The sequence below is a fragment of the Paramagnetospirillum marisnigri genome, assembly GCF_001650715.1.
In the GTDB taxonomy this organism is placed as follows: Bacteria; Pseudomonadota; Alphaproteobacteria; order Rhodospirillales; family Magnetospirillaceae; genus Phaeospirillum; species Phaeospirillum marisnigri.
Map to the genome: position 1 here is coordinate 57,651 of NZ_LWQT01000131.1, position 25,308 is coordinate 82,958.

Below are 25,308 nucleotides of genomic sequence, written 5' to 3' on the forward strand. Positions count from 1 at the left end.
AGATTTATAGTAAATTTGGGATCATTAGGCATGCCGCGCGACGACACCGTCGTTAAGAAGGGAAGTCTGCGCCGGACCGATTCGGTTCCGGGGCATGGCGATGCCGTGCGGGTCATCAACGAGACTCTCAAGGGGCCGGTGGCGAGTATCTTCCGCTCGCTGGTGCCTGCCTTCGGCGATATCCGGGGCGAGGATTTCTACGACACCGTCATGGACAGTTCGGAACTGCTCCACGGCTGCATCCTGATCTTCCGCCGCCATCGCGACCAGTTCCGCACCCTGTTGGTGGACGAGCGCGGGCGGCCGGTCAATGACGATTTCGTCAAGCTGCGTTGTGGCCGGTCGGTGCATGACATCATCGCCATGATCGTGCGGACCCATGCCAAGCGGCATTTCCGGACCACCCTGGGCGGCGACCCCAACGATGTGGGTTCCCGCGCGGGCAGGATGTACCAGGCCATGAATGAATACCTGATCCATGAATGGCAGGTTCCCCTGGTGCCGCACTACGCCCCCATGCCCATTCACAAAGTGGTCGAGATGGGGCCGCGCCTGCTGGATATCCGCGAATCGGAACTATTGGACGCCATCACCGCCGCCGCCGGTCCGCCGCCGCCGGTCATGCGGGGGCTGCCCTCGACGCCGCCGCCGCTGCCGCCGCGATTCGAAGTGACGGCCCCGCCCCAGTCCAACACCGTGGTGGCACGGCGGGGTGGCAGCTTCATGCCGGTGGCCGCCGCCCAGCCGTTCTCGGGAACGCCGCAGGAGGAATTCTGGTGGGAAGCCCTTCAGGACAGAGGGGCGGCCAGCGTGCTGGGGGCCCGCAGCGGCCACGAGATGCGCGAACTGGTGGCGGCCCTGGCCGGGGTCAATGACGCCGTGCGCTCGGAACTGTTCGCCGGGCTGTCGCTGTCCACGGTGCAGGCGGCGGTGTGCCTGGCCACCGCCTTCAAGGTCATGGGCCGCAATGCCTTTGGCCAGGTCTTCGGCCTGCCCGGCAAGCCCGCCATGGTCACCACCATCGCCCAGCGCCTCAGACAGCGCAATGTGGGCTCGCGCACCGAGCTGAAGGCTCTGGCCGCGCTGACGGAAGGCGCCGTCCGGCTCTGATCTTTCCCCTCCCCCACCAATCCGTGGTGGGGGAGGGGACATACCCTATTCCGCCGTGAACACCGGCTTACGCTTGGCGCGGAACGCCGCCAGCCCCTCGGCATAGTCCTTGGTGGCCAGGAAGTCGTAGCACTCGTCCAGTTCGGCGTCGCTGATGGGCCGGGGGTCGTCCAGGCGGGAGATGAACGCCTTGTGCCAGCGATTGGCCAGCGGCGCCCCCTGGGCGATGCGCTTGGCGGTGGCGCTGATTTCCGCCTCCATGGCCTCGTCCTCCACCACCCGGTTGACCAGGCCCTTGGCGCAGGCCTCGGCGGCGTCGAATACCCGGCCTTCCAGCAGGATTTCCAGCGCCACCGCCGTTCCTACCACCCGGCGGATGGCGGCCAGTTCGGGATAGGCCATCACCACCGAGATCTTGTTGATGGGCACGCCGAACTTGCCCGATTTGGCCGAGATGCGCAGGTCGCAGCAGCAGGCCAGTTCCAGGGCGCCGCCGACGCAGGGGCCGTAGATGGCGGCCACCACCGGCTGGGGACAGGCGCGGACCGCGTCCAGGGCCTTGCGCATGACCAGGTCATAGGCCTTGGCCTGCTCGGCATTGGCGCGGTGGGTGTCGAATTCCTCGATATCGGCGCCAGGGGCAAAGGCCTTGTCGCCCGCGCCGCGCAGCACCGCCACATGGATGCTCTTGTCGGCGGCGATGGCGGCAAAGGCCTCGGCCAGACCCCGCCACATGGGCAGGTTCAAGGCATTCATGCGCTCGGGGCGGTTCAGCGTCACGGTGGCGATGGCGCCCTCGCGGGAGAACTCGATCACATCGGACATGGGCGTTCCTTGTTCTGTCATCTTGCGGGAAATCGCGATTGTGCCTATACCCCCCTTAACCGGCAAGGCAAGAGGGCATCCCCATGGCAACCACCGTATCGCGTTCCCCCGAGCAGAAGCAGGCGGCCCTGACCACGGCCCGCATCCTGCTTGAAATCAAGGCGGTCAATTTCCGCCCCGAGGAGCCCTATATCCTGACCTCCGGCTGGGCCAGCCCGGTCTATGTGGACTGCCGCAAGGTGATCTCCTTTCCCCGGGCGCGGGCCAAGATCAGCGAGTTGATGGCCAACGCCATCCTGCGCGAGGTCGGCTACGAATCCTCCGACGCCATAGCGGGCGGCGAGACGGCGGGCATTCCCTATGCCGCCTGGGTCTCCGACCGGCTGGCCCTGCCCATGCTCTACATCCGCAAGAAGCCCAAGGGCTTCGGCCGCAACGCCCAGATCGAGGGCGATTTCAAGGACGGCGACCGGGTGGTGCTGGTGGAGGATCTGGCCTCCGACGGCGCCTCCAAGGTCAATTTCGTCAACGCGCTCCGCTCGGCCGGGGCCAAGGTCGACCATTCCTTCGTGGTGTTCTTCTACGGCGTCTTCCCCGGCGCCCTGAAGAGCCTGGAGGAGATCGGCGTCGACCTGGGCTATCTGTGCAACTGGTGGGATGTGCTGGAAGTGGTCGAGGAGGAAGGCCAGTTCGACCGCCGCGCCATCGAGGAAGTGCGTTCCTTCCTGCACGATCCGGTGCAGTGGTCGGCGCTGCACGGCGGTCGCAAGGAATAGCTATTCCCGGCTCATATTCCTGATCTTGACCACCAGGATCGTCCCCGCCAGAGCCAGGGTGGGGACATTGGTGATGACCATGGGCCAGGCCTGGATCAGCACGCCATAGACCGTCCATAGCGCCACCCCGGTGCAGAAGGTCAGCCACATGGTCAGCGAAATGTCGCGGGTCTGGCCGGACTTCAGGGTCTTGACCACCTGGGGCACGAAGGAAATGGTGGTCAGCAGCCCGGCGACGGACCCAAGCAGTTCAACGGCGGAAGGCCAGGGCAACGGGGCTGCTCCTTGACGTGGGGGTATGCCCGCTCTTAGGCGCTTAGGTGGTCGGCGTCAACAAGCGGGTTTGCCAAGGGGCGCGTCAGGGACTATCTTACGGCGCGGGTGCCGCTTCGGCCGAACCCCACGGGAGATTCTTACTTGAATACCAAGCCAGACGATGCCGCGACCGAACTCCTGATCAAGGAGGTGGATGAAGACCTGCGGCAAGAGCAGATGCAGAAGCTGTGGCAACGCTACGGCAGCCTTTTCACCGGCGGCGCCGTCGCCGTGGTGCTGGCGGTCGCCGCCTGGCAGGGCTGGAACAGCTGGGACCTCAAGCAGCGTCAGGCGTCTTCACTGCGATATGCCGAGGCGATCAATCTGATCGAGCAGGGCCGCAAGGACGAAGCCGCCGAGTCCCTGGCCCAGATTAAGCTCGACGGTACCAAGGGATATCGGATTCTGGCCGAACTGCGTATCGCCGATCTCAAGCAGCAGCAGGGCGATCTGGCTGGTGCCGCCGCGCTGTATCAGCGGCTGGCCGCTGATAGCTCCGTGGACAAGTCCTATCGGGACATGGCCACCATCCGCGCCGCCTATCTGACCGTCGATACCGCCGATGCCGCCGTCCTGGACAAGAGCCTGGAGCCGCTGGCGGTCGAGTCCAGCGCCTGGCGCCATTCCGCCCGCGAGATTCAGGCCCTGGCCGCGCTGCGGCGCGGCGACGATGCCCGGGCCGTCGACCTGTTCGCCAAGATTGCCGAGGATGCCGCCGCGCCGCAGGGGTTGCGGGCGCGCGCGGCCGAGATGCTGGCGGCCGCGGGCCGCCCCGCCAGGAGCTGAACACCTATGGGGATGTGCGTCATGCCGCGCCGGTTGGCAGGGGTCCTGATCGTCGTGATGTCGTTGGCCGGCTGCGGTGACGCCTGGTTGGGCGAGAACAAGGCGCCGCCGCTTCCCGGCAAGCGCATCTCGATCCTGGCCCAGGACCATGTGGTGGAGCCAGACATCGCCGGCCCCGCGCCCGAGATCGTGCTACCGCCGCCCGAGGATAACGAAGACTGGCCCCAGGCGGGCGGCTATTCCAATCACGCCATGCACCATATGCTGGTGAACGACAACCTGAAGCGGGTCTGGACCGGCAATGCCGGCATCGGGTCGGATTCGCGACGCAAGCTGCTGGCCCAGCCCATCGTCGCCGAGGGCATGGTCTTCACCGTGGACGCGGGGTCCGAGGTCACCGCCTTCGACGCCAAGACCGGCAAGCGCATCTGGATTCGCGACGTCACTCCCAACCGCGACCCCAATGTCTATACCAGCGGCGGTCTCGCCTATGACGAGGGCATGGTTTATGTCGCCACCGGCTTCGCCCAGGTGGTGGCGGTGGACGTCAAGACCAGCGAGGTGGTGTGGCGCCAGAACGTCTCCGGACCGGTGCGCGGCGCGCCGACGGTGCGCGGCGGTCGCATTTTCGTGGTGACGGTGGACAACCAGACCCATGCCCTGGCGGCCGAGGACGGCTCGCCGCTGTGGACCCATTCCGGCATTTCCGAGGCTACCGGCCTGCTGGCGGGCAACAGCCCGGCGGTGGATGGCAATACAGTGGTGGTGGCCTATACGTCGGGCGAGCTGTTCGCCCTGAAGATCGAAACCGGCGGCGTCATCTGGCAGGATTCGCTGATCACCGTGCGCCGGACCGAGAATGTGGGCGCCTTGATGGATATCCGTGGCCGCCCCGCCATCGACCGTGGCCGGGTCTATGCCATCGGCAATGGCGACCTGATGGTCTGCGTCGATCTGCGCACCGGTCGTCGGTTGTGGGAAAAGGAAATCGGTGGCGTCCAAAGCCCTTGGATTGCGGGCGACTACATTTTCGTGGTCACCAATGGCAACGAGGTGGTGGCGCTGGAGGCCAAGACCGGCCGCATCCTGTGGGTCACCCAGATGCAGAGCTGGGAAAAACCCACGGAAAAGGAGGGCCGCATCATGTGGTCCGGCCCCATCCTGGCCTCCGACCGGCTGATCCTCGGCAGTTCCACCGGCAAGCTGGTGGCGCTGTCGCCCTATACCGGCGAGATGCTGGGCTGGGACAAGTCGCCCGACGGCGTCAGCATTGCACCCGTGGTGGCGGGCGGCAGCCTGTATTTCCTCACCGACGACGCCGATCTGGTCGCTTTCCGTTAAACCTCTCCTTTGTCGGGGGGGATGCAAGGTTCCTTATGACGTTCACCGTTGCCATTATCGGCCGCCCCAATGTGGGCAAGTCCACCCTGTTCAATCGCCTGGTGGGGCGCAAGCTGGCCATCGTCCATGACCAGCCCGGCGTCACCCGTGACCGCCGCGAGGGCCGCGCCACCCTGATGGGCATGGAGTTCCGGGTGGTGGACACCGCCGGATTCGAGGACGACGGCGGTGATTCCGTCGAGGCCCGCATGCGCCGCCAGACCGATCAGGCGGTGACCGCCGCCGATGTGGCCCTGCTGCTGATCGACGCGCGGGCCGGAGTGACGCCGTTGGACCGTCATTTCGCCGATTATCTCCGCCGCCTGCCGACACCGGTGATTCTGGTGGCCAATAAATGCGAGGGCAAGGCCGGGGCTCCTGGTCTGTACGAGGCCTATGGCCTGGGCATGGGCGAGCCGGTGCCGGTCTCGGCCGAGCATGGCGAGGGCATGTACGAGTTGTTCGAGGCGCTGATGCCCCATGCCAAGGCGGCGGGCGCGCTGGACGACGAAGACGAGGACGAGGACGATTTCGCCCCGCCCGGCGATGAAGAGGCCGAGGACGCCGAGCCCGATCCCGGCCGCCCGCTCACCATGGTCATCGTCGGCCGTCCCAATGTGGGCAAGTCCACCCTGGGCAACCAGTTGCTGGGCCAGGACCGCCTGCTGACCGGCCCCGAGGCCGGTCTGACCCGCGACGCCATCGCGGTGGAATGGGAGCACAAGGGCCGCCGCCTCAAGCTGGTGGACACCGCCGGTCTGCGCAAGAAGGCCCAGATCAGCGACGCCATCGAGAAGCTCTCGGTGGGCAATACCATCGAATCCATCCGCATGTCGGAAGTGGTGGTGCTGGTGATGGACGCCGCCGCCATCCTGGACAAGCAGGACCTGACCATCGCCCGGCTGGTGGTGGACGAGGGCCGCGCCCTGGTCATCGCCATCAACAAGTGGGACATGGTGGACGATCCCCAGACGGCGCTGAAGCGCTTGCGCGACCGGTTGGAAACCTCGCTGCCCCAGGCCAAGGGCGTCACCACCGTCACCCTGTCGGCCCTGACCGGGCGCGGCGTCGACCGGCTGATCGACGCGGTGCTGGAGACCTGGGACACCTGGAACCGCCGCATTCCCACAGCAGGGCTCAATCGCTGGCTGGAAGAGGTCATCGAACGGCATCCGCCGCCCGCCCTGCCCGGTGGCCGGCGCTACAAGATCCGTTACATGACCCAGGCCAAGGCGCGGCCGCCCACTTTCGTGCTGTTCGCCACCAAGCCCGACCAGTTGCCGGAATCCTATATCCGCTATCTGATCAACGGCTTGCGCGAGGCTTTCAAGCTGCCGGGCGTGCCCATTCGCCTGCACATGCGCGCCGGCAAGAATCCCTACGCCGCCAAGGACAAATAGAGGAAGGGGCGGTTCCGGTGGGAACCGCCCCTGACGCCTATTTCTTCTCTTCGGTGCCGTACATGCCGCCACCGCCGCCGTAATCTTCCTGCTGCACCTCGATCTGGATCTTGGAGGTGTCGACCGCCGCCTTGTTGTCCAGGCCACCGGTGACCAGTTGGGGGAAGGCGATCACCAGGCCGACCATGATGATCTGGATGAACACGAAGGGCACCGCGCCCCAATAGATCTGGCCGGTGGTGATCTTGGCGGTCATCTTGCCGGTGACCTTGTCGATATAGTCGGACTTAGGCGCCACGCTGCGCAGGTAGAACAGCGCGAAGCCGAAGGGCGGATGCATGAACGAGGTCTGCATGTTGACGCCCAGCAGGACGCCGAACCAGATCAGGTCGATGCCCAGTTTCTCGGCCACCGGTCCCAGCAGCGGCACCAGGATGAAGGCCAGTTCGAAGAAGTCGAGGAAGAAGGCCAGCACGAACATCAAGACGTTGACCACGATCAGGAAGCCGAGCTTGCCGCCGGGCAGGCCGGTCAGCAGGTGCTCGACCCACAGATCGCCGTTGACGCCCCGGAACACCAGACCGAACACGGTGGAGCCCACCAGGATGAACAGCACGAAGGAGGACAGCTTGGCGGTGGTGTCCATGGCCTGCTTCAGCAGGCTCCACTCCAGCTTGCGCTTGGCCAGCGCCAGGATCAGGGCGCCGGCTGCGCCCATGGCGCCGCCCTCGGTGGGAGTGGCGATGCCGAGGAAGATGGTGCCCAGCACCAGGAAGATCAGCACCAGCGGTGGCAGCAGGCAGGTGAGGGACCGGATCACCAGTGCCGCGCCGCGCAGGGAGCGGGCTTCCAGCGGCAGGGCCGGGGCCGTCTTGGGATAGATGGTGGTCAGGAGGAAGATGTAACCGGCGTAAAGGGCTGTCAGCACGAAACCGGGGATGAAGGCGCCGGCATACATGTCGCCCACCGACCGGCCCAACTGGTCGGCCATGATGATCAGCACCAGCGAGGGCGGGATGATCTGGGCCAGGGTGCCCGAGGCAGCGATGACGCCCGATGCCACCCGGCGGTCATAGCCGTAGCGCAGCATGATGGGCAGCGAGATCAGGCCCATGGAGATCACCGAGGCCGCCACCACGCCGGTGGTGGCCGCCAGCAGGGCGCCGACGAAGATCACCGCATAGGCCAGACCGCCCCGGATGGGGCCGAACAGCTGGCCGATGGTGTCCAGCAGGTCCTCGGCCATGCCGCTTCGTTCCAGGATCAGGCCCATGAAGGTGAAGAACGGGATGGCCAGCAAGGTGTCGTTGCGCATGATGCCGAACACGCGTTCGGGCAGCGCCTGGAACAGTTGCGAGTTGAGCAGGCCCAGCTCCATGCCCACCAGGCCGAAGACGATGCCGTTGGCCGCCAGGGCGAAGGCCACCGGATAGCCCAGCAGCAGGAACACCACCAGTGCTCCGAACATCAGCGGCGCCATGTTGGCGATGAGGAAGGCGGTCATGCGGCTTCTCCATCGGCGGCGGTGTGGTGGTGGTGGCCGTGCTCGCCCGGATCAGGAATGTCGCCGGTCAGGATGGCGATCTTCTTGATCAGCTCCGAGATGCCTTGCAGCAGCAGCAGGAAGAAGCCCACCGGAATCAGCAGCTTGACCGGCCAGCGGATCAGGCCGCCCGCGTCACCCGACATTTCCAGATGGGTGAAGCTTTTCATGAACATGGGCCAGGCCAGGGTCATGATCAGGATGACCATGGGAAACAGGAAGAAGATGGTGCCCAGGATGTCGATCCAGATCTGGGTGGGGCGCGCCAGCCGACCGCAGACCACGTCGATGCGGATATGCTCGTTGCGCAGCAAGGTGTATCCGGCGCACAGCAGGAACACGGTGGCGAACAGGTACCACTGCACCTCCAGCCAGGCATTCGAGCTGTAATTGAACGCGTAGCGAACCGAGGCGTTCAGGGAACTGATGATGACCATGAGCAGGATCAGCCATTTCACGGCCTGCCCTACCCGTTCGTTGATCTGGTCGATCAACGCGCTCAACGACAGAAGTGGTTTCAAGGGCCCATCCTCCCGACTGACCGGCGCCGACTTGTATCGTCGGCTGCTGTGGCGTGGCTGGACATGGTAATCCAGGCCGATTGACGCCGCCATTGCGGAAATCCGATTGCGAAAGTGATATGTAGGCGCGATGAAACATTCTTTCGAGCCCCCCATGTCTTCGGAAAGATGCGGAAACGCCGTTCCTTTTCTACCCATGACCCGGGCGGAAATGGATCGGCTGGGCTGGGACAGCTGCGACATCATCCTGGTGACCGGCGACGCCTATGTGGACCATCCCAGCTTCGGCATGGCCATTGTCGGCCGCCTGCTGGAATCCCAGGGCTTCCGGGTGGGCATCATCGCCCAGCCGGACTGGAGCAGGCCGGAGGCGTTCAAGGCCCTGGGGCGGCCCAACCTGTTCTGGGGCGTCACGGCGGGCAACATGGATTCCATGGTCAACCGCTACACCTCGGATCGGCGGCTGCGCCACGACGACAGCTATACCCCGGGCGGGGAGGGGGGGCGGCGGCCCGACCGGGCGGTGATCGTCTATGCCCAGCGCTGCCGCGAGGCCTTCAAGGAGGTGCCGGTGGTGCTGGGCGGCATCGAGGCGTCCTTGCGCCGCATCGCCCATTTCGACATCTGGTCGGAGAAGCTGCGCCGCTCGGTGCTGATGGACGCCAAGGCCGATATCCTGGTGTTCGGCAATGCCGAGCGGGCCATCGTCGAGATCGCCCGGCGAGCCCGGGCGGGCGAGGCCCCCAAAACCATGACCGACATCCGGGGCACCGCCGTGGTGCGGGCCTCGGTGCCGGAGGGTTTCCGGGAACTGGACGCCAGCGACATCGAGGCGGCGGTGCCCAACACCCGGGGTGACGCGGTGGTGGTGCGGCTGCCCTCCTTCGAGCAGGTCCAGGCCGATCCGGTGCTCTATGCCCAGGCGTCGCGGGTGCTGCACCAGGAAAGCAACCCGCTTAACGCCCGCGCCCTGGTCCAGCGCCACGGCGACAAGGAGGTGTGGCTCAACCCGCCGCCGCTGCCGCTGCCCACCGCCGAGCTGGACGCGGTCTATGACCTGGCCTATGCCCGCGCCCCCCACCCCGCCTATGGCGGCGCCAAGATTCCCGCCTGGGAGATGATCCGCTTTTCCGTCAACATCCTGCGCGGCTGTTTCGGCGGCTGCACCTTTTGCTCCATCACCGAGCATGAGGGCCGCATCATCCAGAACCGTTCCCAGGCCTCCATCTTGCGCGAGATCGCCGAGATCAGGGACCGGACGCCGGGCTTCACCGGCACCATTTCCGATCTGGGCGGCCCCACCGCCAATATGTGGCGTCTGGGCTGCCGCGAGCCCGAGGTGCAGAAGGTCTGCCGCCGCCTGTCCTGCGTCTATCCCGATATCTGCAAGACGCTCGGCACCGACCATGATCCGCTGATCGCGCTGTACCGCGCCGCCCGCGCCGTGCCCGGCGTCAAGCGGGTCAATATCGGCTCGGGGGTGCGCTACGATCTGGCGGTGCGCAGCCCGGCCTATGTGGAGGAACTGGTCCGCCATCATGTGGGCGGCTATCTCAAGATCGCGCCTGAGCATACCGAGGACGGGCCGCTGGCCATGATGATGAAGCCCGGCATCAAGACCTATGAGCGCTTCCGCGCCATGTTCGAGACGGTGGCGGCCAAGGCGGGCAAGACGCTCTACCTGATCCCCTATTTCATCGCTGCCCATCCCGGCACCACCGACCAGGACATGCTCAATCTGGCGCTATGGCTGAAGAAGAACGGCTTCAAGCTGGATCAGGTCCAGACCTTCCTGCCGTCGCCCATGTCGCTGGCCACCGCCATGTACCATTCCGGCCGCGACCCGCTGCGGCCGGTGCGCCGCGATGGCGGGGCCGTCTTCTCGGCCAAGGGGTTGAAGCAGCGCCGCCTGCATAAGGCCTTCCTGCGGTTCCACGATCCCGAGAACTGGCCGATCCTGCGCGAGGCCCTGATCCGCATGGGCCGCTCCGACCTGATCGGGCCGGGAAAAAATCACCTGGTTCCCCGGGGGAACAGGTGAGCGGCGCACTTGCTTTTGGCCGAACTCCGTCTTATGTCAGTGACATGCCTGTACAAAAAACCTCCGGCTATCTCGCCGGGCAAATCCTGATCGCCATGCCGCAGATGGAGGACGAGCGCTTCGCCCGATCCATCGTCTATCTGTGCGCCCACAGCGCCGATGGTGCCATGGGGATCGTGGTCAACCGCCTGTTCGGCGGCATCACCTTTCCGCAGTTGCTGGAACAGCTGGATATTCCGCCGACGCCGGAATGCGAGCAGATTCGCATCCATTTCGGAGGGCCGGTGGAAAGCGGTCGCGGCTTCGTGCTGCACACCGCCGATTACATCCAGGAAAACACCATGATGGTGGCCGATGGCGTCGCCCTGACCGCCACGGTGGATGTGCTGAAGGCCATGGCCGCCGGAACCGGCCCGTCCCAGAGCCTGTTGGCGCTGGGCTATGCCGGGTGGAGTTCCGGGCAGCTGGATTCGGAAATCCGCGAGAATGCCTGGCTCAACGTGCCCGCTGATGCCGATCTGCTGTTCGGCCGCGACCTGGAGCATAAATACGAGCAGGCCATTGCCAAGCTGGGCATTGAAGTCGGTCTGCTGTCGGCGGATGCCGGGCACGCCTGACCGGCGACGTGTTGATGATGGACGCCACCACCGCGACGGCGAGGTTTGCCATGGATCGGTTCATGCAGGGCTACAAGGCCGCTTGGGAACAGCGTGACCCGGCCATGTTCGCCGCCCTGTTCACGCCCGATGGCCGCTACCACAACACACCCTTCCAGGTTCAGAACGGCACCGCCGAACTGATGGAATACTGGAAGCGGGTGCAGCTTCAGGAAGACGTCAAGGTCAGTTACGAGGTCCTGTCCGACACCGGCGCGGGCGGGCTGGCGCACTGGCACGTCACCTATCAGGTGGCCTCCGAGGAGTTGTTCCAGATCTGGGCCAAGTCGACTGGAACCAATCTGGTCTCGCGCAAGCCGGGCGATCCGCTGCCCCGGATGGTGCTGGACGGCATTCTCCAGGCCAGCCTCGCGAATGGCCGCTGCACCGAGGCGCGGCTGTGGTGGCACAGCATGCCCCAGGCGACATAGGGAACCGGGTCAGAACCCGCCCGACTGCGCCCGCAATCTGAGCAGATGATCGGCCAGGGTCACCGCCATCATGGCTTCCGCCACCGGCACGGCGCGGATGGCGACGCAGGGGTCGTGGCGGCCCTTGGTGGACACCTCGACCTCGTTGCCCTGGCGATCCACGCTCTTCTTCGGCGTCAGGATGGAGCTGGTGGGCTTGACCGCCAGACGCACCACCACATCCTGGCCGGTGGAAATGCCGCCCAGGATGCCGCCCGCCTTGTTGGACAGGAATTTCACCTGCCCGTCGTTGCCCATGCGCATCTCGTCGGCATTGTCCTCGCCGGACAGGCTGGCGGCCTCGAAGCCCGCGCCGATCTCGACACCCTTGACGGCGTTGATGCTCATCATCGCCTTGGCCAGATCGGCGTCCAGCTTGTCATAGACCGGTGATCCCAGGCCGACGGGCACGTTGGAGGCCACCACCTCGACCACGCCGCCGATGGAGGATCCATTCTTGCGGATGGAATCCAGATAGGTCTCCCATTCCTTGGCGGCCTGGGCGTCGGGGCACCAGAACGGATTGGCCTTGGTCTCGTCCCAGTCCCAGGCGCCGTAGTCGATGGCCTGGATGCCCATGCGGACCATGGCGCCGCGGATGGTGACGCCGCCCGGCACCAGGGCGTCCAGCACCATGCGCGCCACCGCGCCCGCCGCCACCCGCATGGCGGTTTCGCGCGCGCTGGAGCGGCCGCCGCCGCGATAGTCGCGGATGCCGTATTTCTGCTGATAGACCCAGTCGGCATGGCCGGGGCGGAAGCTGTCCTTGATCTCGCCGTAATCCTTGGACCGCTGGTCGGTATTCTCGATCAGCAGGCCGATGGGGGTGCCGGTGGTCTGGCCCTCGAACACGCCGGACAGGATCTTGACCTCGTCGGCCTCGCGCCGCTGGGTGGTGAAGCGGTTCTGGCCCGGCTTTCTGAGGTCGAGCCAGGCCTGGATATCGGCCTCGGCCAGCGGGATGCGCGATGGCACCCCGTCGACCACGCAACCGATGGCCGGGCCATGGCTCTCGCCAAAGGTGGTGAAGCGGAACAGATGTCCGAATCCGTTGCCAGACATAATTTTCGTCCCTCAGTCGCCGGGCGCGTGCCGCTCGGTTTGATCTGTCATCCCGACGACCAGCGGAAGGAGGGATCTCGTCCTGGCAACGGCCTTTCAGAACTGGTTCTGCTGGAGCAGGCGGAGATCCCTCGACTTCGCTCGGGATGACAGGAAAGTTGGATCAGTCCTTCGCGACGGTGATGTCGGGGGCGTCCACCGCCTTCATGCCGACAACGTGATAGCCGCAGTCGACGTGGTGGGTTTCGCCCGACACGCCCGACGACAGGTCGGACAGCAGGTAGAGACCGGCGCCGCCGATGTCTTCCAGGGTGACGTTGCGCTTCAAGGGGCTGTTATACTCGTTCCACTTCAGGATATAGCGGAAATCGCCGATGCCCGATGCCGCCAGGGTCTTGATGGGACCGGCCGACAGGCCGTTGACGCGGATGTTCTGGCCGCCCAGGTCGACGGCGAGATAGCGCACGCTTGCTTCCAGCGCCGCCTTGCAGACGCCCATGACGTTGTAATGGGGCATCACCCGCTCGGCGCCGTAATAGGTCAGCGTCAGCAGCGAGCCGCCATCGCTCATCAGGGCCGAAGCCCGGCGCGCCACCGAGGTGAACGAGAACACCGAGATGTGCATGGAGGTCAGGAAGTTCTGCAACGAGGTGTCGGCATAGCGGCCGCGCAGCTCGTTCTTGTCGGAATAGCCGATGGCATGGACCACGAAATCCAGCTTGCCCCATTCCTTCTCGATGGCGGCGAACACCGCGTCGATGGACGCCTCGTCGGAGACGTCGCAGGGCAGGACCAGATTGGAACCGACGCTTTGCGCCAGCGGACGCACGCGCTTTTCCAGCGCCTCGCCCTGATAGGTGAAGGCGAGTTCGGCACCCTGGGCGCGCGCCGCCTGGGCAATGCCCCAGGCGATGGAACGATCATTGGCGACGCCCATGACAAGGCCTCTCTTGCCGGCCATCAGGGGAGCGGGAGCGGTCATGCGGGGTCCTCATCTGATTGGGTGAATGGCTGCGGTCGCCCCCCGGGGGGCCTACCCAGGGGACCTACATACACCAATCAGGGAGCAGGGCAAAGGTGTTAGGCGTCAGCCCAGAATCTCGCTCAGGTCCTCCTTGGCGGCCACTTCCCGCTCGAAGCTGGACAGTTCCTTGCCGAGCGCGTCGCGGATGGAGACCATTCCCACCGGAATGCCCGCCTCCACCACCGGCATGTGGCGGAAGCCCCCATCGTGCATCAGGTGCAGGGCATGGCCCAGCTTCCGGTCCGGGGAGACGGCGGCGGGGGCGGGTGTCATCACCGAGGACAGCGGGGTGGCGTCGGGGTCCCGAGCTTCGGCCAGGACGCGGAACAGGGCATCGCGCTCGGTGAATATTCCCGAAAGACGACCGGCATCATCGGTGATCATGACCGCGCCCACATGGCGGGATTTCATCTCGCGGGTGGCTTGGCGGACGGTGGCGGTGGGTGGCAGGGTCAGGATGGTCTGGGACTTGATGACGTCGCGGATCAGGCGATTGGGCATGATGGTTCCTCCCCCGGTTGGCTTTCCACCCATATGGGGATCGGCGATGTCGGCATCAATGCGCGGCGGGTCAACGCCTCTGCGGGCGGTCCAGGGGCTGATAGCTGGCGCCATTCCAGCGGAACCACTGCGACGGCGTCTCGATGGTGGCCCAGCCCCCCAGGCGCGAGGATGTGACAAACACCCCATCGGCTTCACCAAAGCCCCAGCCGATGGGAGCCCAGCCCTTGGAGGTCCATTGCGCCACCACCATGGGCTGGCCCTTGGCCGAGGCCCAGGCCGGGGCGTCGATTAGAAGGAACAGTTCGGTGCGGCCGTCCTCGTTGAGGTCGATACGTCCGGCCCTGACCTGATCGCGGAAAAAGCCGAACTGACCGCCGCCGTTGTAATAGGCCCGCCAATGGGTCTTCAGCAATGCGTCGATATCGGGAGTTTCCCCCTCGGGCAGGGGCTGCAGTGCCACCTGGGCCACGAGACGGCCGTAATCCTGCGCCAGGGCGGCGCCAGGAGCGGCAAGGCCTGATATGGCCAGGATCACGATGGTCAGCAGGATGCGCATGGGAGACGGAGAGTAAGGGCGGCGGCCTCGTGCCGTCAACGACGCCATATACAACACTATAAAAAATGTAATTAAATTCATAAAATCAATTATGGTGGTATTTTTGTGTTGAATTGTGGTTTGTGGTGCGGTATACCGGTCCCCGTGATGTTGTTTCGTTTCCTGGAGAACCGGACATGAGCGCTTCGGAAGTCGGCCTGATCGAGTTGGAGCCCCATACCGTCAAGGCCATGCTGGACGCGGGCGAGGCCGTGCTGGTGGATGTCCGCGAGGATGACGAGTTCGCCGAGGCTCATATCGACGGTGCGGTTCTATCCCCCATGAGCGATTTCGAGCTTGAGACCTGGCCCAGCTTTCCCGGGCGCAAGGTGATCATTTCCTGCCTGGGTGGGGTGCGTTCCGCCGCCGTGGCCCGCAAGCTGATGGCTTCGGGCCAGGGTTGGGCCATCCACCTGAAGGGCGGTCTCAATGCCTGGCGCGATGCCGGCCTGCCGGTGGTTGAGCAGGGCTGATCCCGCTTCATCCGCCGATTTTCCGACGGGTTCCATACGGCCCGTCTTTTTCCTCTCTCTCGACTTCACGCCGCCTTCCCTCGGGGAGGCGGTTCTTGTTTGCGGCGCACGGGTTGCGGCGGCGCGGGCAGCGGCGTAAGGTGGCCGGCATCGGGGTGCAAGCCGCCGTGCTTGGGGAATGGGAATGCGCAGTACGTGGCCGTTTGTCGCCGGAATCATCATTGCGATATTGGTGACTCTGTTCAACCTGCCGATCATGGCGGGGGCGGCGCTGGTCATGAAGCTGGTGGCCGCCAGGGGGGGCGACGCCGTCGCCATGACGGGGGCATCGGGCTTTTCCATCCGTGACGAAAGCGGACGCTACGTCACCACCATGAACAACACGAATTTCAGTATCCTCAGCGTGCCCCTGGTGGGCGAGCCGCGCCCGCGCCGCATACTGGCCCGGCTGCAGGTGCGGCTTGGCGAGGATGGCGAGGGACAGGCGGTGCTGGACGCCTGGCCCATGGCAGGTCCCAGCGACTTCCGCAAGGGCACCGCCTACACCATCCGCTCCCCGGCCAATGCGGCCTATCTCGGTGACGACAGCCTGTTCTGGACCGAGCGCGCCGGACGCAAGACCGCCTATTCCCTGTCTGATGGTGCCCGGCTGTTCGATGCCGACCTGCCGCTGCTGCAGTTCGTCTTCGAGCCCGAGCTCCGCCGCATGGCCGCCGTGGCGGTGGCCGAGGACGAGTTTACCGCCCGTGGTGTCGCCGTGATCAGCTATGCCGCCCCTGGGCGGGTGCTGCGCCGGGTGGTGCTGGTGGCCGATGACACCTTCCGGGCCAATACATTGCGCGCCACGATCACCGCCACCCGCCTGGTGTCCTTCACCGATGACGCCCTGGGTGGCCGGGTGATCGACTTACCGCTGGCGGCGGGATCGGTGCGTATTCCGGTCACGCCCCAAGATATGGATCTGTCGCGAGCCAAGTTGCCCGCGGGTCTGAGGCTGGTTCCCATCCAGCCCTGGGGGGGAAGCTGATGGTGATGGTGGAATAGTTCCATTTACGTCGGTGCAGACATAATTTCCACTCTGTCATTGAAAGGAAGCAGAGCATCGGCCATCATCGGGCAAGTGCTTTTGTTTCATCATATCATCCTTGAACGACGCTCTTATTCCTTAGGATAATTCAATGCGCCGTTTTGGATGTAGAGTGGATTGGCTTTGATATGACTGTCGCTTGCCGTGGGTGATGTGCGGCATATCCTGATCGTCGAGGACAGTATGACCCAGGCCTTCAGCCTGGAATATCTGCTGTCGGAAAACGGATATCGCGCTTCCATCGCGGGCAACGGGCAGCAGGCGCTGGACATGGCGCTGGCGCACCATCCGGATCTGGTGGTCAGCGACATCACCATGCCGATCATGGGGGGCTTCGAGTTTTGCAGCCGGGCCAAGGCCAACCCGCAACTGCGCCACATCCCCATCCTGCTGCTGACCGACCTGTCCAATCCCGACGACATCATTCATGGTCTGGAAGCCAGGGCCGATGGCTATATCACCAAGCCCTACGAGGAAGGCTTCCTGCTGCGGAAGATCCAGGCCCTGCTGGCCCGCAGCGCCGAGGCATCCCCGCCCTCGCCCGAGGAGGAAGCCGAGGCCATCGATTTCGTGCTGGGCGACCAGCGTCACGTCATCACCGCCAGCCGCAAGCACATCCTGGACATGTTCCTGTCCACCTACGAGCATTCGCTGGCGCAAAAGAAGATCCTGGAACAGAAGCAGCGCGAATTGAATGATATCAACGCCAAGCTGGCGACCAGCCTGGACAGCCTGAAGATGTCGGAGGAGCGGTTCCGCTCCTTGGTCGAGACCGTTCCCGATATCGTCTATCGCCTGGATTCCGATGGCCGCTTCAGCTTCCTCAACAGCGCCATCGAGCGGCTCGGCTATCACCGGGGTGAACTGATCGGCACCCATTTCAGCGAGATCATCGTTCCCGCCGAGTTACCCTCGGTCAGTTGGGAAGCGGCGGTGGCCAAGCGTGACGGCCCGTTGCCGCCCGAGCCGCCCAAGCTGTTCGACGAACGCCGTTCGGGGCGGCGCATGACCGCCGGGCTGGAAGTGCGTCTGCGGACCAAGTCGGGCATGACCGCCGAGCATGGCGAGGTCAAGGCCCTGGGCAATTCGCCGCTGGTGGTGGAAATCAGCAGTTCCGGCCTCTATGGCGAAGGCAACGAGCAGCAGCGCAACTATGTGGGCACGGTGGGTGTCATCCGTGACATCACCGACCGCAAACGCGCCCAGGATGCCCTGCAGCACGAGCGGGAGTTCCTGGAAAAGCTGATCAACACCTTGCCGCTGCCCATCTTCTTCGTGGACATGGATGGTGCCATCCAGCGGATCAATTCGGCGCTTCTGCGGTTTTTCGGCCTGAATTCCGACGAGGTGCTGGGGTGCAAGTGGCACGACATCCTGCCGCCCGAGGCCGCCGAGCGCATGGCCGCCGGTGATCGCGACGATCAGCAGAACGAGATCATCTACGAGGCGACGTTGCCCGCCGCCGACGAGGAGCGCCGGGTCCTGGTCACCAAGATCCGCTTCCATAAGCCGGGCGAGGGGGCGCAGGGGCATATCGGCGTGCTGATCGACGTCACCGAACGCACCCGCACCGAGATGGAGTTGCGCAACGCCAAGCGACTGGCCGACGAAGCCACTAAGGCAAAGTCGGATTTCCTGGCGACCATGAGTCATGAACTGCGCACGCCGCTGAACGCCATTCTCGGCTTTTCAGAGATGATCACCATGCACTCCCAGGAAGGCGAGTGTTCGCCGCGTTATCGCGACTACGCCGCCAGCATCTACGAATCCGGCTCGCATCTGCTGGCCATCATCAACGACATCCTGGATATCTCGGCGGTGGAGGCGGGCAAGCTGACCCTGCATTTCGACGAGATCGAGGTGGCGGTGCTGGTGGAGTCCGCCGAGCGGTTGATCCAGGTCCGTGCCGAGAAGCGCAACCTGCAACTGGGGCTCGATCTGTCCTCGGCCCCCGCCTGCATCATGACCGATGCCCGGCGGATGAAGCAGATCCTGATCAATCTGTTGGGCAATTCCGTCAAGTTCACCCCGGATGGTGGCTGGGTGTCGCTGCGGGTGGGCCGCACCCTGGATGGCGGCGTCAGTTTCTCGGTCAGCGATAACGGCATCGGCATGGATGAGGACGGCGTCGCCAAGGCGCTGTCGTTGTTCGGTCAGGTGGACAGCCGTCTGGCGCGCAAATACGAAGGCACCGGCCTTGGCCTGCCGCTCAGCCGCCATCTGGCGGAATCCCTGGGGGGGCGGTTCGAGGTGGAAAGCGCCTTGGGGCAGGGGACGACGGTTACCGTCACCCTGCCCGCCAGTTGCGTCATCCGTTGACGAAACCCGCCTGAACCAGATCACGGACCTTGTCGAAGGCCTTGACCTCGATCTGGCGGATGCGCTCGCGCGAAACACCGTAGCGTTCGCCCAGTTCCTCAAGGGTCGGCGGAGTGTCGCGCAGCCTGCGCTCCATAAAAATCTCCCGCTCGCGTTCGGTCAGGCTTTCCATCGCCTTGGCGATCAGGCCACGGCCCTTGTGCAGTTCTTCGCGCCGGGCATAGACCGCTTCCTGGCTATCGGCATCGTCGGGCAGCAGATCCTGGATCTCGGTGCCGCCCTCGCCGACCCGCAGGTTCAGCGAGGCATCACGTCCCGCCATGCGCCGGTTCATGGCCACCACGTCGCTTTCCTCCACATGGAGTTCGCGGGCGATGGTGGTGACATCCGCCGGGGCGAGGTCGCCGGAGTCCAGCAGGCGAAGCCGCGACTTGATCCGCCGCAGGTTGAAGAACAGCTTCTTCTGCGCCGCCAGGGTGCCGATCTTGACCATGGACCACGAATTCAGCACGAATTCATTCAGCGACGCCTTGATCCACCACATGGCGTAGGTGGCCAGGCGGAAGCCGCGCTCGGGGTCGAATTTCTTGACCGCCCGCATCAGGCCGATATTGCCTTCGGAAATCAGGTCGGCCACGGGCAGGCCGTAATGGCGATAGCCGATGGCGATCTTGGCGACCAGCCGCAGATGGCTGGTGACCAGTTTGTGGGCCGCCTCGGTATCCTGGTACTCGATCCATCGCCGCGCCAGCATGAATTCCTCCTCGATGTCGAGGATGGGAAAGGCGCGGATGTCACGAAGATATTTGGTAAGTCCGTCGTCACCGCCGAGGACGGGAAGGGCTGCTGCCGACATGATCAATCTCCCCAGTTGAGCCACCACCCACCTCCCATGAGGAGGGCGTCGTTCGAAGCTGGACAGTTCGCTAGTCGGCCTTGTGCCAAAGAATGAACATCGTCATATCCTCCGTTCGAGCAACATGACTCGGAACCCGCCAAGGGGCAGCGTCCCGAAAGCCTCAATCGGTCGGTCCCAGGCTGGGCCCCGACTTCGAACATTATGCCAACACCATCGGTGGGAATCAAGCGTCGCACCGGTTCCTAGTGTGGTGAATTCGAAGTTCCTATCATTTCTCCGCACCCGACATTAGGAACTTCGAATTCGCAAACCACACTAGAAACAATAAGTTACTGGTGTCCAGATCGATTCTGAAATTCGAAAGGAGCTTGAATTGGATGCTGCGAATTTCAGAATCGGGACACTAGCACTACTTTGGCACTTTAGGCTCCTTGCGGATGCTGCGGAGCCTAAAGTGCCAAAGTAGTGCTAGGCGGAGTCCGCATGGCAGCCATTCCAACCCAGCGAATCCAAATCCAAGGATTTGGTCCGATGATGATCCTACTCCCTCGGCCACCCAATTGATCGAACGGGCCGAACGAACATCAAGTCCCCCGCCGATCGCTCGCTCCCCCGGGCGGTTGGGGGTCACGAACCCCGCCCTGGATTGCCGCCAGGGCGGGGTTGTTGCTTTGGGGCCTCGGCCTGGGCGGTGGCGTGTTATGGTGGCCGCTCAATCGGGAGATAAGGGATGGATTTCGACGGCGAGCACCTGATTCCGGCCCCCCGTCATGAGGTCTGGCGCGCCCTCAACGACCCGGCCGTGCTGGTGGCCTGCATTCCGGGCTGCGAGACGCTGGAAAGCACCGCTCCGGGCCGATACGCCGCCACCATAGCCGTCCGCATCGGCGTTCTGGCCGCCCGCTTTTCCGGAACCCTGGCGCTGGAGGACGTGATCGAGGCCGAAGCCTATACCCTGAAAGGTCAGGGCCAGGGGGGTGTCGCCGGCTTTGTCGGCGGCAGTGCCCGGGTGACCTTGATCGACCAAGACGGTGATACCATGTTGCAATGGAAGGCCGAGGGGCAGATCGGCGGTCGGCTGGCCTCGGTGGGGGGCCGCCTTCTTCACGGATTCGCGTCGAAAACCGCCGCCGAGTTTTTTAAGAGATTTATCGGCAGTCTCGGGTGCCAACCCGATTGCGCCTAAGTTGTCCATTGATCCAATAATACTCAGCCACAAAAAGTCACAGCATGTTTGAGCAGGGGCCTCGTCATGGACGCTCTTCACAATCTCCAAAGCTTGGGACACTCCGCCGGGGGATTCGGCTCGGATGGGGCGGGGCCGGAAAAGGCCCGTCGCCGACTGCCGCGGCAGCAGCGTGAGAAGCTCATCGTCGACGAGGCCATCAAGTTTTTCGCCGAGGTTGGATTCGAGGGGCAAACCCGCGCCCTGGCCCAGCGCCTGGGCGTCACCCAGCCTTTGCTGTACCGGTATTTCCCCGACAAGGATGCCCTGATCGAGCGCGTCTATCGCGAGGTGTTCCTGGGGGGGTGGGACAATGACTGGCGCGATGCGCTGACCGATCGTTCGGTGCCCTTGGTCGACCGGGTCGAGCAGTTCTATCTCAGTTACACCAAGGCCAATTTCAGCTATGAGCGGGTGCGGCTGTTCATGTTCGCCGGGCTGAAGGACGAGTCCATCGCCAGTCGCTACATGGCCCATGTGCGCGAGAACCTGTTCTTGCCGCTGTGCCGTGAAATCCGCGCCGCGGCCGGGGTGGAGCGCGATGCCGACATCTCGCCCTACGAAATCGAGCTGGCCGCCGGACTGCATGGCGCCATCGCCTATGTCGGGCTGCGGCGCTGGGTCTTTCGCACCCAGACGCCGGACGACATGGATCTGGTGATTCGCCAGTTGGTGCGCAGCAGCATGGCCGGAATTCCCGACGCCTTCCGCGACATCGCCGCACGGTAAGGACCGTTTGCCGGCCTCGCCGCTTGATATGGGGCTCGGCGTTCCAGGCATGATTGTGAGCATTTGCCATGGAATGTTACCTTCCCTGATGGAATGTGGCGGCAAGGGGGAGGGTATGAACATGGCGTCGGGCCGTCGCGGGCGAGGCGGCCGGTCTCCAGTCCAGGGGGCATTGGCTCTGCTTCTGGCGCTGCTGGTCTGTTGGGGGGGGGCGGCGAGTGCCGCTGACATGCTGCGCTTGGACGCTGATGGACAGCCGGTGGTGTCGCTTGATGGCCATCTGTCGATGCTGGCCGATGCCGATGGTCGGCTGACTGTCGAACAGGCGGCCCTTCGCGCCGATTTCGTCGATCTTGATCCCCAAAGCCGTCCCGGCATCGCTTCGGGAACCGTCTGGTATCGCTTTACCGTGGCACGCTCCGCCGCCGCTCCATCGGAATGGGTGCTGGCCTTCGGCGAGCCGGACATGGAGGATGTCCGCGTCTATGTGCCCCGCCCGGGGGGCTTCGCCGAAATCCGCCTGGGACGCGCCATTCCCAGCCGCGACCTGCCCATGGCCGCCCGTCGCCATGCCGCATCCCTGGACCTGTCAGGCGAGGAGCCGACGACCATCTATCTGCGGCTGGCCTCGGACAAGATCCGCTTCGAGGCGGCCGAACTGTGGCGACCCGGCGCCCTGGTCTTCCAAGAGGCCCGCCAGTCGGCACTCTTCGGTTTGCATTTTGGCGTGTTGGCCATGCTCGTGGTGGTCTACGCCCTCTTCGGGCTGTGGCTGCGCGACGGCGCCATGCTGGCCTATTGCCTGTATGTGGCCACCATCGTCAGCCGGGGCCTGTCCCACACCGGCATGGCCGCCTTGCTGTTTCCCTGGGCGGGGGCCGGACTGGGAAACCTGTTGACCGGCATAGGCCTGATGGGAGGCATGGCGGCCTTCATCCTGATGTGGGATCGCATCCTCGACCTGCGCCGGACCTTTCCGGTCATGCACCGGATCTATGGCGTGGTGGGGGGGCTGGTGGCGGTGTCGGTCCTGGTCACCGATACGCCGCTGTTCCCGCTGCTCGTCAGGCCCGCTCAGGTGGCGATGCTGGCGGCCAGTCTCGCCAGCATCGTATTGGCGGTGTTGCTGGTGCGGCGCGATCCCCGGGATATCCTGATGAAATTCTATCTCTGCGCCTTCCTGCCCGTGGTGCTGGTCTGGGCGGCCGAGATTGGTGCCGCCTTGTGGCCGGGGAAGGTTCCCGCCGATCTGGGGCGCGGCATGGATGTGGCCGCCATCATGATCCATATCGCCATTCTCAGTATTGCCCTGGCCTATCGTCTGCGGCGGCTCCAGCGCGAGCGCAGCCTGGCGGAACTGGCGCTGGCCAGCGAGCAGATGGCGCGCCAGCGGTTGCGCACCTTTGTCGATATGGCCACCCACGAATTCAAGACGCCGCTGGCGGTGATCGACAGCGCGGTGCAGATGCTGGAATTGCGGACGCCGCCGGGTCAGCCGGATATCACCACCCGGCATGACACCATCCGTCGGGCGGTTCGTCGATTGGTGGCGCTGGTGGATACCTGCCTGGCGACGGATCGCGACATCACGCCCGCCTTGCGTCCGCGCCCGATGAATCCGGCCGAGTTGGTGGCGGCGGTGGCCGATCGGCACCGCGATCCGCGCTATCCCGATCTGATGGTGGACGTCACCGACCTGCCCGCGGTCATCGTGGCGGACGCGGACCTGTTGGGCATCGCGCTCGACGCCCTGGTGGACAATGCCCGGAGACACGGTGCCGCCGAATCGCCGGTGGACCTGACGGCAAGCGCCGACCGCCAGCAGGTTGTCTTCACCGTCGCCGATCGCGGCCCGGGAATTGCCCCCGGCGATGTCCGCCACATCTTCGAAAAGCACTACCGCGGCGTTGCCAGCGCGACCATTCCGGGAAGCGGCCTGGGCCTTCACCTGGTCCGCATCATCGCCGACCTGCATGGCGGCACGGTTGATGCCCATCCCCGGCCGGGCGGCGGCGCCTTGTTCCGGCTGTGCCTTCCGGTGGTGACCGATGATCCGGTGCCGGAGACGCGGCCGGTGTGAGCCGAGAAAGTCCTGGCAATCTCTGGTGGCCGGCCCCACCTATGAGTCAGAATGATAGCCATTCGCGGAAACCGCCATGCAGCATCGCCTTCGTGTTCCAGTCTGCAGTCCGGCGCCAATGCCCACCGAGCCGCCCGGCCTACGCTGGCGGCGGATGGCGACGGCGGTGCTGCGCGGCCTGAGACGTCGCTGTCCCCGCTGTGGTGTCGGTGACTCGATGGAGGGGTATCTGCGGATTCGGCAGGTCTGTTCCCACTGCGGCCAGTCACTGGGGCATATCCGCGCCGATGACGGCCCCGCCTATTTCACCATGCTGATCGCGGGCCATGTGGTGGTGCCCTTGGCCCTGCTGGCCGAGCAGCTTTGGCATCCGCCCCTGGTCCCCATGATGGCGGTGGGTGGGGTGGGCATGGCCGTCCTGATCTGGCGACTGCTGCCCCGGGTCAAGGGGGGGGTGCTGGCCTGGATGTGGGTATTGGGGCTCGATGGTGCCGAGGTCCAGGGCGACCCCGAGCACCACGGCTGAGACGGCTTCAGATCAGGAACAGGTTGTCCAGGGCCTTGAACAGGTCGTCGGCGAAACTGGCGCCCTTGAACAGCACGGGAATGCGCTTGGGTAGCAGCTTCAGGCTGTCGTCGTCCTTGTCCAGGCTGGTGATTACCGCCAGCGGGATATTGCGCGTCGACGGCATGGCCGACAGGGCCATGGCGAGGTCGATGCCTTCCAGGGCGGGCATCACCGCCGAAATGATCACCAGATCGGGCTTGGTCTGCACCACCATGCCAAAGGCCTGCACCGAGTCCGGGACCATGGAGACCCGGTAGCCGCATTGCTGCAATTCCCGTTCGACGAAGCGGGTCTGGGCCCCCGGCGGCATCACCAGCAAGACCTCGACATTGCGGATCTCGATGTCGCCCAGGTCGAAACCGAGCTTGGCGGGCAGTTTCCGCACCAGGCTGGCGGGGTCAGCCTCGGCGTCGGCACTGCCTTGGGTCAGCCGCCCCAGCAGATCGAAATAGCCCTGGATATCGTCCCACAGCCGGGGCGGGGCCACTTTGGGGGTGTTGGCCAGGTATTCATCCAGCCGGTGGGCGACGGTGGCCAGCCGATGCAATGCGAAATTGGCCGCCTGCCCCCGGATCAGCACCGCGGCGCGGCGGCATTCGGTCGCCACTTCCCCCAGATCGCGATGACCGTTACGGGCGGCGTCGAAGGCGACGTCCAGACCCTGCAGGGTCTCGGTCATCTCCTCGATGAATTCCTGGCGAAGCTGGTCCACCACTTCCTGAGCGGACTTGCTGTGGTGGCCGTTTCCGGTTTCAGACATCAGATCGGACTCGCTCTTCCATCAAGAGGTCCCGAACACCCAGCAGCAGTGTAATCGACCACCCGACGTATCTCCAACGCTTTAGACCATGCCCTAAGTGTTATTTTGGGGGCCGGTTGATTGAACGATAGTTGCACGCAACGGCAAGTTCAGTAAGACTGGAACGGCCAGATGGGGATCGGGCTTTCCTTGATGACAAT

General features: G+C 64.7%; 25 protein-coding genes. 15 read left to right on the plus strand and 10 right to left on the minus strand.

Going from position 1 to position 25,308, the window contains the following annotated elements; translation table 11 throughout:
- Positions 1 to 30: 30 nt before the first annotated feature.
- Complete coding sequence (locus A6A04_RS20920) at positions 31 to 1,110, plus strand: hypothetical protein (RefSeq protein WP_068495959.1); 1,080 nt, start codon at positions 31 to 33, stop codon at positions 1,108 to 1,110.
- Between the two features lie 45 nt (positions 1,111 to 1,155).
- Here the strand turns inward: A6A04_RS20920 and A6A04_RS20925 are convergent, their stop codons facing one another.
- Positions 1,156 to 1,935, minus strand: a complete 780-nt coding sequence (locus A6A04_RS20925) for an enoyl-CoA hydratase/isomerase family protein (protein WP_068495960.1) — start codon at positions 1,933 to 1,935, stop codon at positions 1,156 to 1,158.
- Between the two features lie 83 nt (positions 1,936 to 2,018).
- Here A6A04_RS20925 and A6A04_RS20930 point away from each other — a divergent pair, with 83 nt between their 5' ends.
- Positions 2,019 to 2,711, plus strand: coding sequence for an orotate phosphoribosyltransferase (locus A6A04_RS20930; protein ID WP_068495961.1), 693 nt, complete (start codon positions 2,019 to 2,021; stop codon positions 2,709 to 2,711).
- Here A6A04_RS20930 and A6A04_RS20935 read toward each other — a convergent pair whose 3' ends face one another.
- Positions 2,712 to 2,984 (minus strand): SemiSWEET family sugar transporter, encoded by a 273-nt coding sequence (locus A6A04_RS20935; protein ID WP_068495962.1) that lies wholly within the window; start codon positions 2,982 to 2,984, stop codon positions 2,712 to 2,714.
- Between the two features lie 144 nt (positions 2,985 to 3,128).
- Here A6A04_RS20935 and A6A04_RS20940 point away from each other — a divergent pair, with 144 nt between their 5' ends.
- From A6A04_RS20940 to der, 3 genes are read left to right on the plus strand one after another with little or no spacing between them, the layout of a single operon-like run.
- Positions 3,129 to 3,812 (plus strand): tetratricopeptide repeat protein, encoded by a 684-nt coding sequence (locus A6A04_RS20940; protein ID WP_068495963.1) that lies wholly within the window; start codon positions 3,129 to 3,131, stop codon positions 3,810 to 3,812.
- Between the two features lie 21 nt (positions 3,813 to 3,833).
- Positions 3,834 to 5,153, plus strand: a complete 1,320-nt coding sequence (locus tag A6A04_RS20945) for an outer membrane protein assembly factor BamB family protein (protein ID WP_245651332.1) — start codon at positions 3,834 to 3,836, stop codon at positions 5,151 to 5,153.
- A gap of 35 nt (positions 5,154 to 5,188) precedes the next feature.
- The gene (gene der, locus A6A04_RS20950; protein ID WP_068495965.1) at positions 5,189 to 6,592 is read left to right on the plus strand and encodes a ribosome biogenesis GTPase Der; all 1,404 of its coding nucleotides are present in this window, start codon (positions 5,189 to 5,191) and stop codon (positions 6,590 to 6,592) included.
- Positions 6,593 to 6,629: 37 nt separating this feature from the next.
- Here der and A6A04_RS20955 read toward each other — a convergent pair whose 3' ends face one another.
- Both A6A04_RS20955 and A6A04_RS20960 read right to left on the minus strand, forming a co-directional pair.
- The gene (locus A6A04_RS20955) at positions 6,630 to 8,096 is read right to left on the minus strand and encodes a TRAP transporter large permease (RefSeq protein ID WP_068495966.1); all 1,467 of its coding nucleotides are present in this window, start codon (positions 8,094 to 8,096) and stop codon (positions 6,630 to 6,632) included.
- Entirely contained in the window at positions 8,093 to 8,656 is a 564-nt protein-coding gene (locus tag A6A04_RS20960) for a TRAP transporter small permease subunit (RefSeq protein ID WP_068495967.1), read from the minus strand. Before A6A04_RS20960 ends, A6A04_RS20955 begins: the two co-directional genes overlap by 4 nt.
- A 196-nt stretch (positions 8,657 to 8,852) precedes the next feature.
- Between A6A04_RS20960 and A6A04_RS20965 the strand changes: the two genes are divergently transcribed.
- The 3 genes from A6A04_RS20965 to A6A04_RS20975 are packed head-to-tail and all read left to right on the plus strand — an operon-like array spanning position 8,853 to position 11,784.
- A complete protein-coding gene (locus A6A04_RS20965; protein ID WP_156612729.1) occupies positions 8,853 to 10,697 on the plus strand; it encodes a YgiQ family radical SAM protein in 1,845 nt (614 codons plus the stop codon).
- Positions 10,698 to 10,741: 44 nt separating this feature from the next.
- Complete coding sequence (locus A6A04_RS20970) at positions 10,742 to 11,314, plus strand: YqgE/AlgH family protein (RefSeq protein ID WP_068495968.1); 573 nt, start codon at positions 10,742 to 10,744, stop codon at positions 11,312 to 11,314.
- Positions 11,315 to 11,328: 14 nt separating this feature from the next.
- Positions 11,329 to 11,784, plus strand: coding sequence for a nuclear transport factor 2 family protein (locus tag A6A04_RS20975; RefSeq protein ID WP_245651333.1), 456 nt, complete (start codon positions 11,329 to 11,331; stop codon positions 11,782 to 11,784).
- A gap of 9 nt (positions 11,785 to 11,793) precedes the next feature.
- Here the strand turns inward: A6A04_RS20975 and aroC are convergent, their stop codons facing one another.
- The 4 genes from aroC to A6A04_RS20995 all read right to left on the minus strand — a co-directional run bounded on the left by aroC (position 11,794) and on the right by A6A04_RS20995 (position 14,969).
- Positions 11,794 to 12,885, minus strand: coding sequence for a chorismate synthase (gene aroC / locus A6A04_RS20980; protein ID WP_068495970.1), 1,092 nt, complete (start codon positions 12,883 to 12,885; stop codon positions 11,794 to 11,796).
- Between the two features lie 163 nt (positions 12,886 to 13,048).
- On the minus strand, positions 13,049 to 13,867 hold the full coding sequence (fabI, locus tag A6A04_RS20985) for an enoyl-ACP reductase FabI (protein ID WP_068495971.1): 819 nt from the start codon (positions 13,865 to 13,867) through the stop codon (positions 13,049 to 13,051).
- Between the two features lie 105 nt (positions 13,868 to 13,972).
- Positions 13,973 to 14,410, minus strand: coding sequence for a CBS domain-containing protein (locus A6A04_RS20990; protein WP_068495972.1), 438 nt, complete (start codon positions 14,408 to 14,410; stop codon positions 13,973 to 13,975).
- Between the two features lie 70 nt (positions 14,411 to 14,480).
- The gene (locus tag A6A04_RS20995) at positions 14,481 to 14,969 is read right to left on the minus strand and encodes a hypothetical protein (protein ID WP_068495973.1); all 489 of its coding nucleotides are present in this window, start codon (positions 14,967 to 14,969) and stop codon (positions 14,481 to 14,483) included.
- Positions 14,970 to 15,145: 176 nt separating this feature from the next.
- Between A6A04_RS20995 and A6A04_RS21000 the strand changes: the two genes are divergently transcribed.
- The 3 genes from A6A04_RS21000 (at position 15,146) to A6A04_RS21010 (ending at position 18,887) form a co-directional block, all read left to right on the plus strand.
- Positions 15,146 to 15,481 (plus strand): rhodanese-like domain-containing protein, encoded by a 336-nt coding sequence (locus tag A6A04_RS21000; protein ID WP_068495974.1) that lies wholly within the window; start codon positions 15,146 to 15,148, stop codon positions 15,479 to 15,481.
- Positions 15,482 to 15,713: 232 nt separating this feature from the next.
- Complete coding sequence (locus A6A04_RS21005) at positions 15,714 to 16,508, plus strand: hypothetical protein (RefSeq protein WP_245651334.1); 795 nt, start codon at positions 15,714 to 15,716, stop codon at positions 16,506 to 16,508.
- Positions 16,509 to 16,712: 204 nt separating this feature from the next.
- Positions 16,713 to 18,887 carry a PAS domain S-box protein gene (locus tag A6A04_RS21010; RefSeq protein WP_068495976.1) on the plus strand — a complete coding sequence of 725 codons (2,175 nt, stop codon included), beginning with the start codon at positions 16,713 to 16,715 and terminating at the stop codon, positions 18,885 to 18,887.
- Here A6A04_RS21010 and rpoH read toward each other — a convergent pair.
- Positions 18,877 to 19,743, minus strand: coding sequence for an RNA polymerase sigma factor RpoH (gene rpoH, locus A6A04_RS21015; protein ID WP_068495977.1), 867 nt, complete (start codon positions 19,741 to 19,743; stop codon positions 18,877 to 18,879). The two genes, A6A04_RS21010 and rpoH, sit on opposite strands and share 11 nt — an antisense overlap.
- A gap of 733 nt (positions 19,744 to 20,476) precedes the next feature.
- On the opposite strand from rpoH, the gene A6A04_RS21020 reads away from it, so the two are divergent.
- The 4 genes from A6A04_RS21020 (at position 20,477) to A6A04_RS21035 (ending at position 24,306) form a co-directional block, all read left to right on the plus strand.
- Positions 20,477 to 20,932 (plus strand): SRPBCC family protein, encoded by a 456-nt coding sequence (locus tag A6A04_RS21020; RefSeq protein ID WP_068495978.1) that lies wholly within the window; start codon positions 20,477 to 20,479, stop codon positions 20,930 to 20,932.
- A gap of 66 nt (positions 20,933 to 20,998) precedes the next feature.
- A complete protein-coding gene (locus tag A6A04_RS21025; RefSeq protein ID WP_082915114.1) occupies positions 20,999 to 21,700 on the plus strand; it encodes a TetR/AcrR family transcriptional regulator in 702 nt (233 codons plus the stop codon).
- A 172-nt stretch (positions 21,701 to 21,872) separates the two neighbouring features.
- The gene (locus tag A6A04_RS21030) at positions 21,873 to 23,780 is read left to right on the plus strand and encodes a sensor histidine kinase (protein WP_172822835.1); all 1,908 of its coding nucleotides are present in this window, start codon (positions 21,873 to 21,875) and stop codon (positions 23,778 to 23,780) included.
- Positions 23,781 to 23,856: 76 nt separating this feature from the next.
- Positions 23,857 to 24,306, plus strand: a complete 450-nt coding sequence (locus tag A6A04_RS21035; RefSeq protein ID WP_082915116.1) for a DUF983 domain-containing protein — start codon at positions 23,857 to 23,859, stop codon at positions 24,304 to 24,306.
- A 7-nt stretch (positions 24,307 to 24,313) separates the two neighbouring features.
- On the opposite strand, the gene A6A04_RS21040 is transcribed toward A6A04_RS21035, so the two are convergent.
- Positions 24,314 to 25,108 (minus strand): response regulator, encoded by a 795-nt coding sequence (locus A6A04_RS21040; protein ID WP_068495981.1) that lies wholly within the window; start codon positions 25,106 to 25,108, stop codon positions 24,314 to 24,316.
- Positions 25,109 to 25,308: the final 200 nt, after the last annotated feature.